Source organism: Mariniflexile sp. (genome assembly GCF_052728615.1).
Genome location: NZ_JBFVFE010000011.1, coordinates 86,796 through 103,618, shown reverse-complemented (window position 1 = coordinate 103,618; position 16,823 = coordinate 86,796). Strand labels below are relative to the sequence as shown.

15 protein-coding genes are annotated in these 16,823 nt (G+C 36.5%); 3 read left to right on the top strand and 12 right to left on the bottom strand.

Annotated features, from left to right (window positions below):
• Nucleotides 1-92 precede the first annotated feature (92 nt).
• The 4 genes from ACU1LP_RS06705 to ACU1LP_RS06690 all read right to left on the bottom strand — a co-directional run bounded on the left by ACU1LP_RS06705 (nt 93) and on the right by ACU1LP_RS06690 (nt 1,874).
• Nucleotides 93-557 (bottom strand): helix-turn-helix transcriptional regulator, encoded by a 465-nt coding sequence (locus ACU1LP_RS06705; RefSeq protein ID WP_445735903.1) that lies wholly within the window; start codon nt 555-557, stop codon nt 93-95.
• Nucleotides 558-563: 6 nt separating this feature from the next.
• Nucleotides 564-1,070, bottom strand: a complete 507-nt coding sequence (locus ACU1LP_RS06700; protein WP_445734928.1) for a hypothetical protein — start codon at nt 1,068-1,070, stop codon at nt 564-566.
• A 191-nt stretch (nt 1,071-1,261) separates the two neighbouring features.
• The gene (locus ACU1LP_RS06695; RefSeq protein ID WP_445734929.1) at nt 1,262-1,420 is read right to left on the bottom strand and encodes a hypothetical protein; all 159 of its coding nucleotides are present in this window, start codon (nt 1,418-1,420) and stop codon (nt 1,262-1,264) included.
• The gene (locus tag ACU1LP_RS06690) at nt 1,410-1,874 is read right to left on the bottom strand and encodes a PIN domain-containing protein (RefSeq protein WP_445734930.1); all 465 of its coding nucleotides are present in this window, start codon (nt 1,872-1,874) and stop codon (nt 1,410-1,412) included. The genes ACU1LP_RS06695 and ACU1LP_RS06690 overlap by 11 nt, the downstream gene beginning before the upstream one ends.
• A 67-nt stretch (nt 1,875-1,941) precedes the next feature.
• Here ACU1LP_RS06690 and ACU1LP_RS06685 point away from each other — a divergent pair, with 67 nt between their 5' ends.
• On the top strand, nt 1,942-2,619 hold the full coding sequence (locus ACU1LP_RS06685) for a hypothetical protein (protein WP_445735902.1): 678 nt from the start codon (nt 1,942-1,944) through the stop codon (nt 2,617-2,619).
• Between the two features lie 77 nt (nt 2,620-2,696).
• Here ACU1LP_RS06685 and ACU1LP_RS06680 read toward each other — a convergent pair whose 3' ends face one another.
• From ACU1LP_RS06680 to dxs, 4 genes are all read right to left on the bottom strand, one after another.
• Complete coding sequence (locus tag ACU1LP_RS06680) at nt 2,697-3,638, bottom strand: site-specific integrase (protein WP_445735901.1); 942 nt, start codon at nt 3,636-3,638, stop codon at nt 2,697-2,699.
• Nucleotides 3,639-3,977: 339 nt separating this feature from the next.
• Nucleotides 3,978-4,376 carry a type II toxin-antitoxin system VapC family toxin gene (locus ACU1LP_RS06675; protein WP_445735900.1) on the bottom strand — a complete coding sequence of 133 codons (399 nt, stop codon included), beginning with the start codon at nt 4,374-4,376 and terminating at the stop codon, nt 3,978-3,980.
• Entirely contained in the window at nt 4,373-4,618 is a 246-nt protein-coding gene (locus tag ACU1LP_RS06670) for a hypothetical protein (RefSeq protein ID WP_445735899.1), read from the bottom strand. The genes ACU1LP_RS06675 and ACU1LP_RS06670 overlap by 4 nt, the downstream gene beginning before the upstream one ends.
• 152 nt (nt 4,619-4,770) lie before the next feature.
• Nucleotides 4,771-6,540, bottom strand: a complete 1,770-nt coding sequence (dxs, locus tag ACU1LP_RS06665) for a 1-deoxy-D-xylulose-5-phosphate synthase (RefSeq protein ID WP_445735898.1) — start codon at nt 6,538-6,540, stop codon at nt 4,771-4,773.
• A 38-nt stretch (nt 6,541-6,578) separates the two neighbouring features.
• On the opposite strand from dxs, the gene ACU1LP_RS06660 reads away from it, so the two are divergent.
• Nucleotides 6,579-7,028, top strand: a complete 450-nt coding sequence (locus tag ACU1LP_RS06660) for a nucleoside deaminase (protein WP_445735906.1) — start codon at nt 6,579-6,581, stop codon at nt 7,026-7,028.
• 136 nt (nt 7,029-7,164) lie between these two features.
• Here the strand turns inward: ACU1LP_RS06660 and ACU1LP_RS06655 are convergent, their stop codons facing one another.
• From ACU1LP_RS06655 to aspS, 4 genes are all read right to left on the bottom strand, one after another.
• Nucleotides 7,165-7,395: a hypothetical protein gene (locus ACU1LP_RS06655; RefSeq protein WP_445735897.1), complete on the bottom strand. Its 231-nt coding sequence runs from the start codon at nt 7,393-7,395 to the stop codon at nt 7,165-7,167.
• A gap of 22 nt (nt 7,396-7,417) precedes the next feature.
• Nucleotides 7,418-9,211, bottom strand: coding sequence for a chloride channel protein (locus ACU1LP_RS06650; protein ID WP_445735896.1), 1,794 nt, complete (start codon nt 9,209-9,211; stop codon nt 7,418-7,420).
• A 194-nt stretch (nt 9,212-9,405) separates the two neighbouring features.
• Complete coding sequence (locus ACU1LP_RS06645) at nt 9,406-11,172, bottom strand: APC family permease (RefSeq protein ID WP_445731131.1); 1,767 nt, start codon at nt 11,170-11,172, stop codon at nt 9,406-9,408.
• 2 nt (nt 11,173-11,174) lie between these two features.
• Nucleotides 11,175-12,923, bottom strand: a complete 1,749-nt coding sequence (aspS, locus tag ACU1LP_RS06640; protein ID WP_445735895.1) for an aspartate--tRNA ligase — start codon at nt 12,921-12,923, stop codon at nt 11,175-11,177.
• Nucleotides 12,924-13,454: 531 nt separating this feature from the next.
• Between aspS and ACU1LP_RS06635 the strand changes: the two genes are divergently transcribed.
• Complete coding sequence (locus ACU1LP_RS06635) at nt 13,455-16,439, top strand: TonB-dependent receptor (RefSeq protein WP_445731133.1); 2,985 nt, start codon at nt 13,455-13,457, stop codon at nt 16,437-16,439.
• Nucleotides 16,440-16,823 lie beyond the last annotated feature (384 nt).

Below are 16,823 nucleotides of genomic sequence, written 5' to 3'. Positions count from 1 at the left end.
GCCGTATACGAGACCCGTACGTACGGTGGTGTGAGGGGTGCACTCCGTCATTTGATGGCGGAGCCATCCACTCGATTGGCATTTCGTTTTTTTTATATAGATAATAATTTTTTATAATCGTATTTATCGTAATCCTTTGCACTCTCTTTTTTTAATTTCACTAACTCATTCTTCACTTGTACTCTATACCAATATTCAGGTTTGGTATGGGAAAATGAACTTATTTTTAATACAACTTCTGGATTTAATTTTCTCTTTCCAGTCAAATATTTGTGTAGATTACTATCCCTCATTCCAAAGTAGTTTGCCAAATCCAATTTTGTTATATCCAATGCTTTTAAATACATTTTTACAAAATCCAATATATCGAGTACTTCATTTTCTTGGATATCATCTTTTTCTATATAATCTTCCAATTTATATTGAATAGAAAGAAGTTTATTTTTTATTTTTCTTTCTTTAGATTGATTGTCAGAATGATTCTTAATGAACTCATTTACATTATTGAGTTTTTTATCATTCCAAATATCTTTAGGTAAGATTTCTGTCTTTTTCATAACCTTTTATTTTAAAAATTCGTTTATTAATTTTTCACTTCCTTCTGGTAGAATAATCATTGTTGTAGAATTGTCAAATCTTACAGCATTGTATTTTTGACTGTACAATTTCATTAATCGTAATTCATTTTCTTTTTTGTCTTCTAATACATCGAAGGCTAAATAACCTTCTTTCTCATTAATAAAACTTTGTCTACAAGCAAAGGCAATTAGACAACCAGCAACTCTATCGTATTTTTTTTCATTGCCTTTATTATGTGGGGCAACTTCCACAAACGCCATATAGACCTGATATGGGGTTTTAGTGTTTATGATTAAACATCCTTCAATTATTTCAGGTGTCTTATCTGTTGTGAGAATATAGGTTTCGTAATCCTTTCCTGTAGAGTGTTTACTAAAATTAAATGTCCACCCATCAGTTATAGAAGGTAATTTTGCTTTATTTTTAGTAACTATAGAGATTGTGGATTTAATCTCCAATTTTGTTTTAGCTTCTAATATTTTTACATTCATTTATATCTCATTACAGGTCAAAGATACAAAAATTATACAAATTGTACAATTTTATTTTAAATGAATGCCAACGGTTGGTGTATGAGCCGTTGCGTGTCTCGGCACGAACCATTAAAAGCACAAAACTCCGCTGGGAAATCCGATAGGATTTTCCAGATGAGCACAGACCCAGCAATGGTTTATACACGGTGTTAGGCACTGGGCTTTACTCGGTTTGGTTTCATTCGTTGCTCTTTAAAGTATGCAACAATTTCTGCTTTGGTCATTTTGGATAATTTAGCATCCAATTTGTCTTTAATATCACGAGCCATTTTTACAGCATCGAATTTCTTTTCTGTTTTAGTTTCCATAATTCATTAATTCTCTTGGCGAGCGAATGTCCAATTGTTTATATCCGTTTTTAATATTTATAGAATTGTAGCCTCGTATTCGCTCCACGTTTACGATATGCTTAAAATTCCAACTTATAAGTATATCCGCTTGATTAATTGTCGCAAGTGCGATGTGTAAACAGTCAGGATAACTTGTTTTTCCGACCACATTTTCAGATATATATTCAGTCGCAAGTTCAACAGCATCATTCGTTTCCTCAACGAATTCCGTATCTTCACTTTCTATTCCGCGAACTAATTTGCGTACTTTTTCGGGTGCTAATTCCAATTCTCCCTCAAGCATTGTTGAAAATATAATTGTGAATTCGCCATTATTTATCCGTTCAAATAAGGGTTTAGTAAACTCTTTAAATTCGTCATCAAAATATCCGCCGAAAACTGAAGTGTCTAAATATATTCTCTGTTTTTTCATTTCCTAAAATTACGAAATTCAGCGAGAAGTTAAATTGTAGACGAATTTTTTTTTGCCTTGTTCCTTAATGTTTATAACTTCAAATGCCCAAGAAGATGAAACATTTTTAATTACACCTAATTTAACTAATAAAATGTCCGAACATAAAGGTTTAATATATCCAGTAATGTATGAGGACGTTGAATTTCCTGTTTATAAAAAAGGAAAAAAATTAACCAAATATTATTTAGAACAAAAAGAAGAACTATTAAAATATAAACCTGCATTTATATCTTATGTCAAAGAAGAAAAAAATTTAGCAAAACAATTTACTGAAATACAATCAATTCTAAATTACATAGAAGATTTTAATAAATCTGATGAAAAATACAAGGAAAAAATACACTACTTGATTACTGCACAAGAAATTGCTGATAAGTCTAATTTAAAGTTAATTAAGCAAAGTGGAAATGTTAACATTCCAAGTAGAGAAATCTTATTATATAACCCAAATAAACGTACTAAAGAAGATGACCTATCTTATTATGACGAATATATTAAAGACATAAAGTTGGAAACACCTTATAAAACACAAGATTATAAAAAGTATGAGAATTTAGAAAAATATATAAAAACTATTGACAGTACAGAAGATGCATTAATAAAAACAAACGAAGTGACCCTTGAAAAAATTTTTATGGCTAAAAGCGAATATATTGATGTTACTTTGCTAAATGTGGATGGGACAGATGATGAGAACCATTAAAAACGGATAATTTGAACCAGATCATTTACGGCTTTAAACTAATACAATACAATGAGTTATTGATAATTTAACTATGCTCACTTTCTTCCGCCGAGGGTGGTATTGTCTTGCCGTTTTTTGCACAGGATGGGGACTTTTACCGTTTCGTCCGTCTTTTCCCGTTTGGTAAATATCCAGTGGTTATTGTCTATTCCCCGAACAATTTGCTTTGTTGTAAGTTCCTTGACATCGACATAGGACAATCCTGTATAACATGAAAAAATAAAACAATCCTTGACCTTTTCCAAGCGATCGTTTTTATAATGTGTGCTTTCCAATAATTCCAGTACCCTTTCCGTTAGATAAGCTCTATCATATTTATCGAACTTCAATTGAAATTGGTTGAAGGGGTTCTTTGGCATCCATTCCAATTTTACCGCTAGGTTTATCATTTTCTTGAAACGCTCCAAATGTTTCATTACGCCATTATTGCTGAGCATAAGCTTTTTCTTGGTGTTTTTGTAAGTTCGCAAATACTGTTCGAAATCACTTATAAAACGATAGTTAAGTTGCTTTAAATAAATGTCGTTTATTTTTAGTTTTTGGCTTAGGAATTTATCCAAGTATTTTTCCGTGGTAGTATAATTTTTCATCGTACCATGTTTCAAAACGCTGACCATATTTGTATTGTGATAGATTATTAGTTCCTTTAGGCTTTTGTGGTTATCGTCTTCTCCCAAGTACCTTGACTTAATGGCATTTGCGGTAATGATTTTGGATTCTTCCAACAACTGTTTATGGCAATCCAATAATTGGCTATATACTTGATCCAAATAAGAGTTCAAAACCCTTATTTTATGAGTGCTTCCACGTCCCCTGTTTTTGGAACTGTCCCATTCCTTAAAAAGAACAGTTCGCTTAAGACTGATTTCTGAACGTTGTCCAGTGACTGTGATGCGAACATAGATGGATAGCTCGTTCACGTTGCTTCTTGATTTTCTAGTGAAGAAAATAATTGAAAAGGTGCTTTTTGTCTGCATTTTTAACGGCTTTAGTTTGACATTTTTTTAAAAAACGAAAGTCAAATTGCTTTTAAATGCTCTTTAAATTTACGACAATTTTGGTAAGATACTGCACACCTGATTGCACACCTTTTATATGTTGTTTTTTGTTTTTATTTGGCATCAAACAAAATGCCTAAAAACAAAAAACACTGATAATCATACAATTAACAGTGTTTTGATACTTCCTAAAACTAGGTTCGTCGGGGTGATTGCCCGAATCTTGCCAAACAAAGAACTGCGCTTGGAAATTCCGCAGGAATTTTCAAGATGAGCACAGACCAAGCAATGGCTTATACACGGTGTTGCCAATAGTGCTTATCTCCGCACCCAGTTTTCTATTTCAATATTGGAAATCCGTTCAAATTCTTTTACATTTTCCGTAATCATAATCAAGTCGTTCGCAATTGCGGTCGAACCAATTAAAAGGTCAAAATCACTTATCATTTTTCCTTGTTTCCTTAACCTCACTTTTTCTTTTGCGTAAGTTGGGATTGAGTTGAAAATTGGAAGGATTTTAACTTGTTCCGAAAAGGTGTCAATGATTTTATAATTCTTTTTTGGGTTTGGACTATTTTCGGCGCCAAATATCAGTTCCGCAAGAGTGATTTCGGAAATGGCACAATCCTCCAAATTAATTTCTTGAAATTTTTCAATCAGATTGAATTTTCCACGAAAAAGGTGAATACAGATATTCGTATCTAAAAGATATTTCATCCTAAACTCGGATTGTTTCGTTTCTCAACTCTTGAAGATTTGATTTCGCTTATTATTTCGTCCGAAGTTCTATCATCTTCCCAAGCTCCAAAAACCGATTTAATATCAAATGATTTTTTTGATTTGGTTTCAATGGATTTGGTCAATTTGATAATCAGATTTTTTTTGGCGTTATTATCCAAATTTTTCAAGTACCCGAAATATTTATCCAATATTTTATTTGATATTGTTAAACTTCCCATTTTTAAATTTTTAATCCAATATACGCAATTTTACGCAATTTTTTTCTGCATTATTGGCAATGCAAAGATAAAGTTCCGTTTTAATGAACTTTATCGGTTGTTAAACGAAGTTAGGTATTTTTTCTTACAAAGCCAAGCATTGAAATATTCTATCACTGTAAAAATAAACCAAAAAATTCCCTCAACCCCGCAACATCCAAACCAATACTTTTTTGAAGTTCCATAACACTCCCATGTTCAATAAAGGTATCAGGAATTCCTAAAACCTTAATGGTGTTTTTATGGTTATTGGTGGCAGCAAACTCTAAAATAGCAGACCCGAAACCACCTTTAACACTATTATCTTCAACGGTAATAATGGTTGGGTATTTTTTAAAGATGCTGTGCAGCAAGGGTTCATCCAAAGGTTTTACAAAACGCATATCGTAATGCGCAATAGCCTCAGGAAATCCAGAACTTTTGATAGCCTCTTCTACATTTCTTGAAATGGTTCCTATGCTTAAAACAGCAAGGGAATTACCTGCTTTAAGTGGAACACCTTTACCAATTTCTATTTTGCTAAAAGGTTGTTTCCAATCAACTGTAACGCCAGTGCCTCTAGGATAGCGAATAGCAATGGGGTGTTGTAAACCCAATTGTGCGGTGTACATGATGTTGCGCAATTCTATTTCATTTCTTGGCGCAAAAACAATAAGGTTCGGGATGCATCTTAAATACGATAGATCGAAAACCCCATGATGTGTGGCGCCATCTTCCCCCACCAATCCGGCACGGTCCAAACAAAAAATAACCGGTAGTTTTTGTAGTGCCACATCGTGTATTATTTGGTCGTAGGCGCGTTGTAAAAACGTAGAGTAAATATTGCAAAACGGGATTAACCCTTGGGTTGCCATTCCTGCGGCCAACGTTACGGCGTGCTGTTCGGCAATACCAACATCAAAGGCACGCTCTGGCATGTCAGCCATCATGTATTTTAATGAACTTCCTGTTGGCATAGCGGGTGTAATACCGACAATGTTTTTGTTTTGTTTTGCAAGTTCTACAATGGTATATCCAAAAACATCTTGGTATTTGGAAAATTCTGAAGGCGTGTTGGAAATGATATCGCCCGTAGAAACATCAAATTTCCCAGGAGCATGGTAGGTAACCTGGTTTTCTTCTGCCTGTTTCAGGCCTTTGCCTTTGGTGGTTATCAGATGTAAAAACTTAGGGCCTTTAACCGTTTTCAAACGTTTTAATTCCGATATGATTTTATCGATATCATGACCGTCAATAGGCCCTGAATAATCGATATTTAAAGCTTTTATGATATTGTTTTTCCTTTGGATGCCTTTTTTAACATTGGTTAAATATTGCTTTAAGGCACCCACACTAGGGTCGATGCCAATGGCGTTATCATTTAAAATAATAAGAAGATTTGCCCTGGTTACACCTGCATGGTTTAAACCTTCAAACGCCATGCCCCCTGCAATACTGGCATCACCAATAACGGCAATATGTAGCTTTTCCGAATCGCCTTTTAACTGTGAAGCAATAGCCATTCCTAAAGCTGCCGAAATAGAGGTAGAGGCATGCCCCACACCAAAAGCATCATACATGCTTTCGTCCCTTTTTGGGAACCCACTAATGCCACCAACTTGCCTATTGGTATGGAACAAATCTTTTCTTTCGGTTAAAATTTTATGTCCGTATGCCTGATGCCCAACATCCCAAATAAGCCGGTCTTCGGGGGTATTGAACACATAATGCAGGGCAATGGTTAGTTCTACCACACCCAAACTCGCTCCTAAATGCCCTTCTTTGGTAGCCACCATATTTATGATGAACTCACGCAATTCCAGCGCAAGTTGGGGTAAGTCTTTTTGGTTTAAAAGACGGAGTTCTTTTGGAGAGTTAATAGTATTTAAAAGACTTTTTTGCACAAGGCAAAAGTACAAGAATGAAATTGTATTTTTGTGTTATGGAAAACTTTTTTGATGACACTTATTTTATGAAAAAAGCTTTGCAGGAAGCTGAAGCTGCTTTTGGGAAAGGTGAAATTCCTGTGGGCGCCGTTATCGTAATTGACAATAGAGTAATAGCCCGAGGACATAATTTAACAGAAACCTTAACCGATGTAACCGCACATGCCGAAATGCAGGCCATAACAGCTGCCGCTAATTTTTTAGGTGGGAAATATTTAATAGGTTGTACTTTATATGTTACTTTAGAACCTTGCCAAATGTGTGCGGGGGCTTTATATTGGAGCCAGATTTCCAATATTGTATATGGTGCCAGGGATTTGGAACGCGGATGTATTAATTTAAACACCAAATTGCACCCCAAAACGATAATTAAAGGCGGTGTTATGGAAGCAGAGGCTTCGGAGTTGTTGAAACGTTTTTTTATTGAAAGACGTAATTTGAACTAAACACGAATTGTACTGATTTTTATGTATTGTCCAAAAGTTATTACACGAAGATTCACAAAGATTTCACTGAGGCTCCCAGAGCTTTTACATAAAACTGATTACTGGAACTGAACACTGCGACTGCGACTGAAAATTACTACCTCTTCTTTTCACGCTCACGCATTTTATCTAAATTTTCTTTGGTGAGCATATAATCTTTAACGTCTTTGTCTTTCCAACGATAATATGAAAACAATGGGAACACAATAAAAAAAAGCCCGCAAACACCAAATCCAATAAGTTTTTGGGAGTATTCGGTTTCTAAAAAATAGCCTGCTAAGATACTTCCAAATGCGGCTAAAAATAATATGAGAATAATATATTTCATATATAAAAAGGATAAATCTTTTCTAATTTTCTTTGGTGTGATTGATCAACTGTCTTCTGTAGGCGGTAAGGAGCTTGGATTTTGATATGAATCCAAAATATTTACCATCTTTTATAACGGGTAAATTCCATGCGCTACTGTCTTGGAATTTTTGCATAATTTCGGTCATTTTATCCTTGTCAAAATCAATGATTTCAGGAGCTTGTTGCATAATGTCGTGCGCTACTACTTCACCGTACAAATCTTGATCGAACATAATGGGCCTTAAATCATCCAAAAGAATAACGCCTAGCAGCTCTTGGGTCTTGGCTTTAACAACAGGAAAAATATTTCGATTGGATTTAATGACCGCCGTATGTACAATTTCCCCTAAATTCATATTGGAGGTTATGGTTACAAAATTGGTTTCAATAACTTTATCTATATCCATAAACGTTAATACCGCATGGTCTTTATCATGGGTAATGAGTTCGCCTTTCCTGGCTAGCTGCATATTATAAACGGAGTGCGGACTGAAATATTTGGTTAAACCAAATGAAATGGTTGCAGTTAGCATTAAGGGGATAAAAAGCTCGTACCCTCCGGTAAGTTCGGCAATCAAAAAAATAGCGGTTAACGGCGCGTGTAGTACCCCTGCCAATAAACCTGCCATGCCCACCAGAGTAAAATTACTTTCGGAAACCGGGGCGCTAAATAAACCACAATGGTTAATTATTTTGGCGATGCAATTGCCCATAATACTGCCCATAAAAAGGGTTGGTGCAAAAATACCACCTACACCACCGGCACCAAAAGTTAATGCGCTAGCTATAATTTTAAAGAAAACAAGACCCCCCAAAAGTAAAATAACAATCCAGATGTTGGTCAAATCCATTTGCATAAAATTCTGTTCTACGGCCTTTTCAACATTGCCCGCAATTAGATTATTGATAATATCATAACCCTCGCCATATAGAGGCGGGATAAAATAGACCAAAACCCCTAAAGATATGCCGCCAATAACCAATCGTTTAACAGGGGATGCTATATTTGAGAAAAAGGTATGGGCCTTATCGTAAACTTGTGTAAAGTAAATGGAGGTTATGGCCGCAAAAACTCCAAGGACAACATAGAAAGGGGCATCGGCCAATTCAAATTTATCTTCAATTCTGGAGGGCAATAAAATATCGTCTCCAAAGAAAAAATACGATGTTAAAATAGCCGAAAGGGATGCCAGAAGCAGTGGTAGCAAAGAAGCAATGGTTAAATCTAAACTAAACACTTCTATGGCAAAAATAATAGCAGCAACGGGCGCCTTGAAAATGGAACTCATGGCGCCAGCGGCAGCACAACCAATCAATAAGTTTCTTGTGGTTTGGTTCATGTGAAACATTCTTGAAATGTTAGAACCTATAGCTGCCCCAGTAGCAACCGTTGGCCCTTCCAGCCCAACCGAACCTCCAAAACCAACAGTAAGAGGCGCTGTTAAAATAGAACCAAACATTTGATATTGTTTCATAATCCCTTTGCGTTTTGATATAGCAAAAAGAGTGGAAGGAATGCCGTGGCTTACTTTGTTCCTAATAACATATTTAATAATAAAATAAACAAGCGTGAGACCAACAATGGGAAATAAAAAGTAAAATGCCAAATAGTACTGTTTTATTAATTTACCTTCTAGTACATGTTGGATAAAGTGTGTTAAGTTTTTTAAAATAACGGCACCAACACCAGAGGTAAAACCTATAATGATGCTTAGTATAAATACAAACTGTCTGTGAGAAATATGCTTAGCTCTCCAGATGAGGATTTGTTTTAAAATGGTTTGTTTTGGCATGGCTTAAAATAGACTCTCACTATTTTTTTAAGGTGATTAAATAAATTTCTACTTTAATTTTCGGCTCTATTGATAGCAAATTTAGTTAAGGCCCTTGTGCGGGGACGCAGCTACTAAAAATTTCAGCCGCTTACCGATGGCTTCAAGGGGCAAAAATCCATTCGTCTGTTGAAAATATATCTGCATTTTAATTTTTAAATAATCAATCTTACGCCGCCCAATTCTTGAATTTTATAGGGGAATTTATCACTGGGTGAACCAATAAACATAAAATTGATAGGAATATTCCATTTTTTTGATAAAGCTTTAATAAGCTCTGGATTAAAGGTGCCTTTTTCTACAATAAATTCTATCTTTATTTCTGGATATTCCCTATCTAAAAAATCAATTTCCTGAGGTAAATTTTTTGGGATCACATCATCTTTACCTAAAGCCAACACAATTTTAAGTTTCTTGGTGTGTTCGTTTTTGGTAATATATAGCATGACTTTGTTAAGGGTTGCTATGTTGTCGCCTTTAGTAAAAAACACAAATTCCTGTGAGTTTATTTTGTTTATGGTCGCTTTTATTCTTTTGTCGATTCTTAGCACCAAACTTCTAATGGGGTCGAAAATACTATGTATGACATTCAACAGAAAATTTAAAAGAATAATTCTGTTAAGCATTACAACAATAAATATAATGGCGGGGATAAAATACTCAAGAAAAACCGATAAATTACTAGGTGCATCCTCTTTGGGCGCCATGGTAATGTTGCCTATTAAGGCTAAAGTAACTGCTGCAATGGCCAGTAGTACAGAAATCCAAGTGGCTTTTTCTGGTCTGGGCAATTGCTTTCTTCTCACTTTAAGCAAAATATTTCCAATACCAAAAAGAATCATGACCGACAAAAAAGAAATGGTGTAAACCCCTGCCAACAACCCCACATTACCGTTGGTAATAAGCAGCACCGATATGGACAATGCCAAAAACATGATGATGATTCTATAAGAACTTCCTCGTGAGTTTTTTTTCAGGAAAAAAGGGGGTAAAATCCGGTCCAATGTCATCCGTTCCAATAATCCTGAAACGCCCACAAAACTGGTTAAAACCGCACCGCTCAATACTAAAAAGGCATCTACGGATATTAGATTGGCTATCCAATTGCCACCCACATAAGATCCCATTTCTGTTAATAAGGTGTTCTGAAAGGCCTGCCCTTGCAATACCGGAAGTGTAAAAAGCGCTAAAGCGAAAATAGCCATTAGTGGATTAATGACACTTACCACAATCCACATGTTCCTTAGTGTTTTTGGGAATACGCCTTTTTCTTGTTCCTCCACAAAATTAGCCGAACTTTCAAACCCGGAAACCCCTAACATAGAAGCGGCAAACCCTAAAAATATAGCGGTCTTAATACTGCCCTGTGGCGCGGATAAATTCCAGTTTTCAAAAAATTGCCCGATGCCACTTTGTGATAGAAAATAAATTATAAATCCGCTTAAAACAGCTAAAGACGCCAGATGAAAGAGGAAAATAACAATGGCTACTACGGCAGATTCCTTAATGCCGCCAATAGTGAGTATGGCAAACACACTTAATAAGGCAATGGTTGCCAATATGATGGGCATAGCGGTAATTAAGTGGTGCAAATAGTGGATGGCCTCGTTGGCTGAAATAACAGCGGTTGCCATATAAGAAAGCAGCGTTAAGGTGGCTGCAAATGATGCCATTAATTTGCTCGTGGTATTGAGCAAAGCGTTGTAAGCGCCCCCATTTAAAGGTAATGCCCCTACCACTTCGCCATAAATTTTTCTGAATAAGAATAGAACAACAGAAACGATCAATAAGGTTATCCACGCATATTGGCCCGCAAATGCAATAGCCAATGCCGACACATATAAAACCGAAGAACTGATGTCGTTGCCGCAAATTGCTGTGGCCGCTAACTGGTTTAATTTAGTGTGGACCTTTGTTTCCATGGCTATAACTCTATTTTAAGATGAAGCTCATTTAATTGTGCAGTATCAATAGTGGCTGGGGCATCAATCATCACATCGCGGCCCGCATTGTTTTTTGGGAAAGCAATAAAATCACGTATGGTTTCTTGCCCTCCTAAAATAGCCACTAACCTATCCAATCCAAAAGCTAAACCACCATGTGGAGGCGCACCATATTGAAAGGCATCCATTAAAAAACCGAATTGTGCTTTGGCTTGTTGGGGCGTAAACCCTAAATAATCAAACATTAATGCTTGGGTTGCCTTATCGTGGATACGAATGGAGCCGCCACCAATTTCGTTGCCATTCAATACCAAATCATAGGCATTGGCTTTTACGGTACCCGGATCTGTTTTTAAAAGTTCCATTTGCCCAGGTTTTGGAGACGTAAAGGGGTGGTGCATGGCGTGGTAACGTTTGGTGTCTTCGTCCCATTCCAATAAAGGAAAATCCAATACCCAAAGCGGTGCAAATTCCTTGGGGTTTCTTAACCCTAAACGTGTTGCCAATTCCATTCTTAATGAACTTAGTTGTGTGCGGACTTTATGGGTGTTACCCGCTAAAACCAACATTAAATCGCCCGCCTTCGCTTTCATTTCAGTTGCAAAATACCTTAAATAATCTTCGTCAAAAAACTTGTTGACCGAAGATGTTAAAGTGCCATCTTCATTATATTTTATCCAAATTAATCCTGTTGCGCCAATTTGCGGTCTTTTAACCCAGTCTACTAATTCGTCCATTTGTTTCCGCGTATAGTCTGCACAGCCTTCAACATTGATCCCTACTACCAATTCCGCACCATCAAAAACAGGGAAACCAAAATTTTCTTCTTTCGGGGCCAGGGGGCAAAATTCCATTCCAAATCGAATATCTGGTTTGTCGTTTCCGTATAAACGCATGGCTTCATCATATAACATTCTTGGGAATTTCTCTACTTCCACACCGTTCACTTCTTTCAGCAAATGGCGCGTCAATCCTTCAAAAGCATTTAAAATATCTTCTTGCTCAATAAACGCCATTTCACAATCTATTTGCGTGAATTCTGGTTGTCTGTCGGCACGTAAATCCTCGTCCCTAAAACATTTTACTATTTGAAAGTATTTGTCCATGCCGCCCACCATAAGCAATTGCTTAAAAGTTTGGGGCGATTGTGGCAATGCATAAAATTGACCAGCGTTCATGCGAGAAGGCACCACAAAATCGCGCGCGCCTTCAGGAGTGGATTTTATTAAATACGGTGTTTCAACTTCAATAAAACCTTCCTTAGAAAGATAATTTCTAACTTCCTGCACTACTTTATGCCTAAAAATCAAATTGTTTTTTAAAGGATTTCGGCGGATATCGAGGTACCTGTATTTCATGCGCAGTTCCTCTCCACCATCGGTTTTATCTTCAATAGTGAAAGGAGGCAATAAGGCTTCATTTAAAATAATTAATTCTGAAACCAACAGTTCGATGTCGCCCGTGGGGATGTTTGGGTTTTTGGAAGCCCGTTCAATAACCGTTCCCTTTACTTGAACAACAAACTCGCGCCCTAGGTTTTGAGCCTGCTCCAACATCGATTTTGAAGTGCGCTCCTCATCAAAAACAAGTTGTGTAAGGCCGTAACGGTCGCGTAGATCTACCCAAACAATAAATCCTTTATCCCTTGATTTTTGAACCCAACCTGCAAGCGTTACTTCTTTATTTATATGCGATGCGTTCAATTCACCACAGTTATGACTTCTGTACATATTAAAAAATTGAAATGCAAATTTAATGAAATACAGTGGAGTTTAAATTTTTTGATCTCTTTTTTTAGTTAGACCATCCCATTACCAGGTATTCCAACTGTAATGCCATGGTCTTATGAAAGTTTAACTGTATAGCATGGATTTTAGAAACTTAATCCATAATATGGAAGTGCTCAATTTTTAAAAAAATGTATATTATATTGTTTAGTACATGACAAAAACAGTTCGTTGATGTTTAAAACAGTTTCTATCGTTGACCCCCTCCGCCTATCGGCATACCGAAAAATAGGTACAGGCTCTACCCTTTAAAAAAGGGGAGGAATTATTAAGGAGCTTATTTTTAATGATTTGAACTTCTTATTTAAAATTTTGTCATGTACTTAAATTATATTGATAAAAAATCAATCAAAACATGATAAATACCATGTTTTATTGTTAAAAATTAATATGCAAGCATAATAAATACGTGTTTTTGCCATTAAACACAATAATTATGTGTACATTCAGTAACTAAACACTAATCCAACACATATGAAAAATTTTTTATGCTTAAAAATCTGCTTGGTTTTTGGCTTGTTATTTCCTTTGGCCATGGTTGCTCAAGGAACCATTACAGGAACTATTACAGAAGCAGGTACAAATGCCCCTTTGCCGGGTGCAAACATCATTGTAAAAGGTACGGCCAATGGAGCCATTTCCGATTTTGACGGGAAATTTAGTATCCATGTTATTGCATTTCCGGTAACGGTGGTGGTATCGTCGGTCGGGTTCAATACAAAAGAAGTGATCGTAACTTCAGCTGTAAACATTAAAATCGCACTTCAAGAAGGGGTTTCTTTAGATGAGGTTGTGCTAATTGGTACCAGAAACCCAAACCGTTCCTCAACCGATACCGCTGTGCCGGTAGATGTTATTGACGTAACCGAGTTGGTTACTGCGGGTCCGCAGGTTAATTTAAATCAAATTTTAAATTATGTGGCACCTTCCTTTACATCCAATACCCAAACCATTTCAGACGGAACCGACCATATTGACCCCGCTTCGTTAAGAGGCTTAGGCCCAGACCAAGTATTGGTATTGATAAATGGAAAAAGGCGCCATAATTCTTCATTGGTAAACGTTAATGGAACTTTTGGGCGTGGTAGTGTAGGAACAGATTTAAATGCCATTCCAGCTGCTGCTATACAACGTATTGAAGTATTGCGTGACGGTGCCGCAGCACAATATGGTTCTGACGCTATTGCTGGCGTTATCAATATTGTACTTAAGAAAAACACGAATGAATTAAACTTGAACATTACAACGGGGGCAAATTTTACAAAAAATGCCAATGACCAAACAGGGGGTATTGATGGTGAAACCACTAATGTGAGTGCCAATTATGGTCTGTCTTTAGGTGAAAAAGGAGGATTCATCAATTTTACGGGAGATTTTGATGTAAGAGAACCTTACGGCAGAATGAAAGCATGGGAAGGCAGTATTTTTAATTTATATAATACCGTTGAAAGGTTTGCCAATAATGCGGGCTATGATGTTTCTAAATTATTGGATGATGATGTAGCCGATGTTAATCTTTATGCGGGGCAAGCTGGAATAATTCCTACCGGGAGCAATTTAACAAAACCCCAATTACGTACTATTCTAGGCGCAAACAATACACCTGCCGAATTGGCTGCACGTGGTTTGGAAGCAAGCGATTTTAATATGCGCGTTGGTCAATCGGGCTTACGTGGTGGCCGTTTCTTTGCCAATATGTCGTTACCCTTGGATGATCATGGAACAGAGTTATACTCATTTGCAGGAATAAGCTCAAGAGCAGGAAACTCGGCAGGATTTTATAGGTTGCCCAATCAAAGTAGAACCTATACGCCGGCTTATTTGAATGGGTTTTTGCCAGAAATAAATTCTGATATTAAAGACAAATCCTTCGCTGTGGGCATAAAAGGCAAAATAAGCGATTGGGATGTGGATTTTAGTAATACTTGGGGTAAAAATGCTTTTTTATATACTATCGGAAATACATCCAATGCATCCATGCAAAACGCGTCTCCAACAACCTTTGATGCGGGCGGATTTTCATTTGCCCAAAACACGACCAATTTAGATGTCAGCAAATTTTATGATGATGTGTTGGCAGGTACAAACGTTGCCTTTGGAGCTGAATACCGTGTGGAATCTTATGATATTGTTGCAGGCGAACCCGCCTCCTATGGGCAATATGATGGTACTGGAAATATAAATAATTCTTATGATGATATACAGAGAGATGCATCCGGTAACCCAATTTTAGATGGATCGGGCAAAACAATACCTAATTCTAATTCAGCCCTTCTTGTTACCCAAGATTTCTTTGGGGCGTCTAGACCAGGCGGGTCACAAGTATTTCCAGGCTTTAGCCCTGCCAATGAATTATCAAGAGGCAGAAGCAGTGTGGCAGGGTATTTAGATATAGAATCGGATATTACAGAAAGCTTTTTGTTAAGTTTTGCAACCAGATATGAAGATTATTCAGATTTTGGTTCTACACTTAATTTTAAACTTGCCACCAGAATTAAAGCGGGCGATAATACAAATGTTAGAGCCGCATTTAACACTGGTTTTAGGGCACCATCTCTTCACCAATTGAATTTTAACTCAACTTCTACCATTTTTGATAATTTAGGAAACCCTCAAGAAGTTGGTACTTTTGCAAATGATAGTAGAGCTGCGAAATTATTGGGTATTCCTCAATTAAAGCAAGAAACATCTAAAAGTATAAGTGTAGGTTTCACTACCAAAATGCCAGAAGCCCATTTAGCTTTTACGGTTGATGCCTATTGGGTAGGGATAGACGATAGAGTGGTTTATACCGGGCAATTTTCACCAAAACGTGATGCGGCTGGAGTTCCTATTGATGCCGCCAATACTGAGTTAGCTAAATTGTTATCTCAAGCAAATGCTTCTGCAGCGTCCTTTTTTGCAAATGCCATTGATACGGAATCAAAAGGATTGGATATTGTAATTACACATGACGCGAGAATTGGTGATTCTGCAAAATTGAAAACCGATTTATCAGGGACCTTTTCTAAAACTAAAAAAGTTGGAAATATAAAAGCTTCAAAAGTATTAGAAGATGCAGGACAAGTAGAAACATATTTTCCTGAGGACAGTAGAGTGTATTTGGAAGAAGCTGTACCAAGAAGTAAAATTAACCTGTCGAACAGTTTGACAACCGATAAATTCAATATCTTTTTAAGAAATGTTTGGTTTGGAAAAGTTACTGAGGCTACAACTACGGTTGCTAACCAACAAGTATTCAGTTCCAAATTGGTAACCGATTTGTCTTTTGGGTATGAACTTTCAAAAAGTACCACTGTTACAATTGGCGCAAATAACTTGTTTGATATTTATCCGGACAGAGCAGATGCTGCCTTTGGAAACAGAAGTGATGGCCGTTTTGATTGGTCCAGACGCGCGCAACAATTTGGAATTGGCGGACGCTTTATGTTTGCCAGATTAAGTTTTAAATTGAAATAGATTCAAATTTTTGTATAAAAAAGAGCCTCAACATGCATGTTGAGGCTCTTTTGCTTTTAACATGGGTTCTATACTAAGATTAAACCAACAATATGCTTACATTATTTTATCCGATTGGTTATCCCCTTGAGGGGATTATAGGGGTGTTATTCCTATCAACTAACAAGTTCCTAATCATCTTCAATGGGCGAATCACATTCAATAAAATTATACATTTCGATATTATATTCGAACTCCCTTTTAAAATCATGTTTATGTATATATTGAACTCATTTAAAGTTTTTCAATTTACTTAATTTTTACTTTGTGATTTTTGTGACTTCCCTGCCGACAAGCAGGTTTGTGTATTTTGTGAAATAACTATTCCACAAAGTTTCACAAAGG

Bases quoted from the DNA above. Each gene is read 5' to 3' on its own strand.
- ACU1LP_RS06650 (WP_445735896.1), bottom strand. From the start codon at position 9,211: ATGCCAAAACAAACCATTTTAAAACAAATCCTCATCTGGAGAGCTAAG.
- ACU1LP_RS06695 (WP_445734929.1), bottom strand. From the start codon at position 1,420: ATGGAAACTAAAACAGAAAAGAAATTCGATGCTGTAAAAATGGCTCGT.
- ACU1LP_RS06660 (WP_445735906.1), top strand. From the start codon at position 6,579: ATGGAAAACTTTTTTGATGACACTTATTTTATGAAAAAAGCTTTGCAG.
- ACU1LP_RS06675 (WP_445735900.1), bottom strand. From the start codon at position 4,376: ATGAAATATCTTTTAGATACGAATATCTGTATTCACCTTTTTCGTGGA.
- ACU1LP_RS06700 (WP_445734928.1), bottom strand. From the start codon at position 1,070: ATGAATGTAAAAATATTAGAAGCTAAAACAAAATTGGAGATTAAATCC.
- ACU1LP_RS06685 (WP_445735902.1), top strand. From the start codon at position 1,942: ATGTTTATAACTTCAAATGCCCAAGAAGATGAAACATTTTTAATTACA.
- ACU1LP_RS06690 (WP_445734930.1), bottom strand. From the start codon at position 1,874: ATGAAAAAACAGAGAATATATTTAGACACTTCAGTTTTCGGCGGATAT.
- ACU1LP_RS06635 (WP_445731133.1), top strand. From the start codon at position 13,455: ATGAAAAATTTTTTATGCTTAAAAATCTGCTTGGTTTTTGGCTTGTTA.
- ACU1LP_RS06680 (WP_445735901.1), bottom strand. From the start codon at position 3,638: ATGCAGACAAAAAGCACCTTTTCAATTATTTTCTTCACTAGAAAATCA.
- ACU1LP_RS06670 (WP_445735899.1), bottom strand. From the start codon at position 4,618: ATGGGAAGTTTAACAATATCAAATAAAATATTGGATAAATATTTCGGG.
- ACU1LP_RS06655 (WP_445735897.1), bottom strand. From the start codon at position 7,395: ATGAAATATATTATTCTCATATTATTTTTAGCCGCATTTGGAAGTATC.
- ACU1LP_RS06645 (WP_445731131.1), bottom strand. From the start codon at position 11,172: ATGGAAACAAAGGTCCACACTAAATTAAACCAGTTAGCGGCCACAGCA.
- aspS (WP_445735895.1), bottom strand. From the start codon at position 12,923: ATGTACAGAAGTCATAACTGTGGTGAATTGAACGCATCGCATATAAAT.
- ACU1LP_RS06705 (WP_445735903.1), bottom strand. From the start codon at position 557: ATGAAAAAGACAGAAATCTTACCTAAAGATATTTGGAATGATAAAAAA.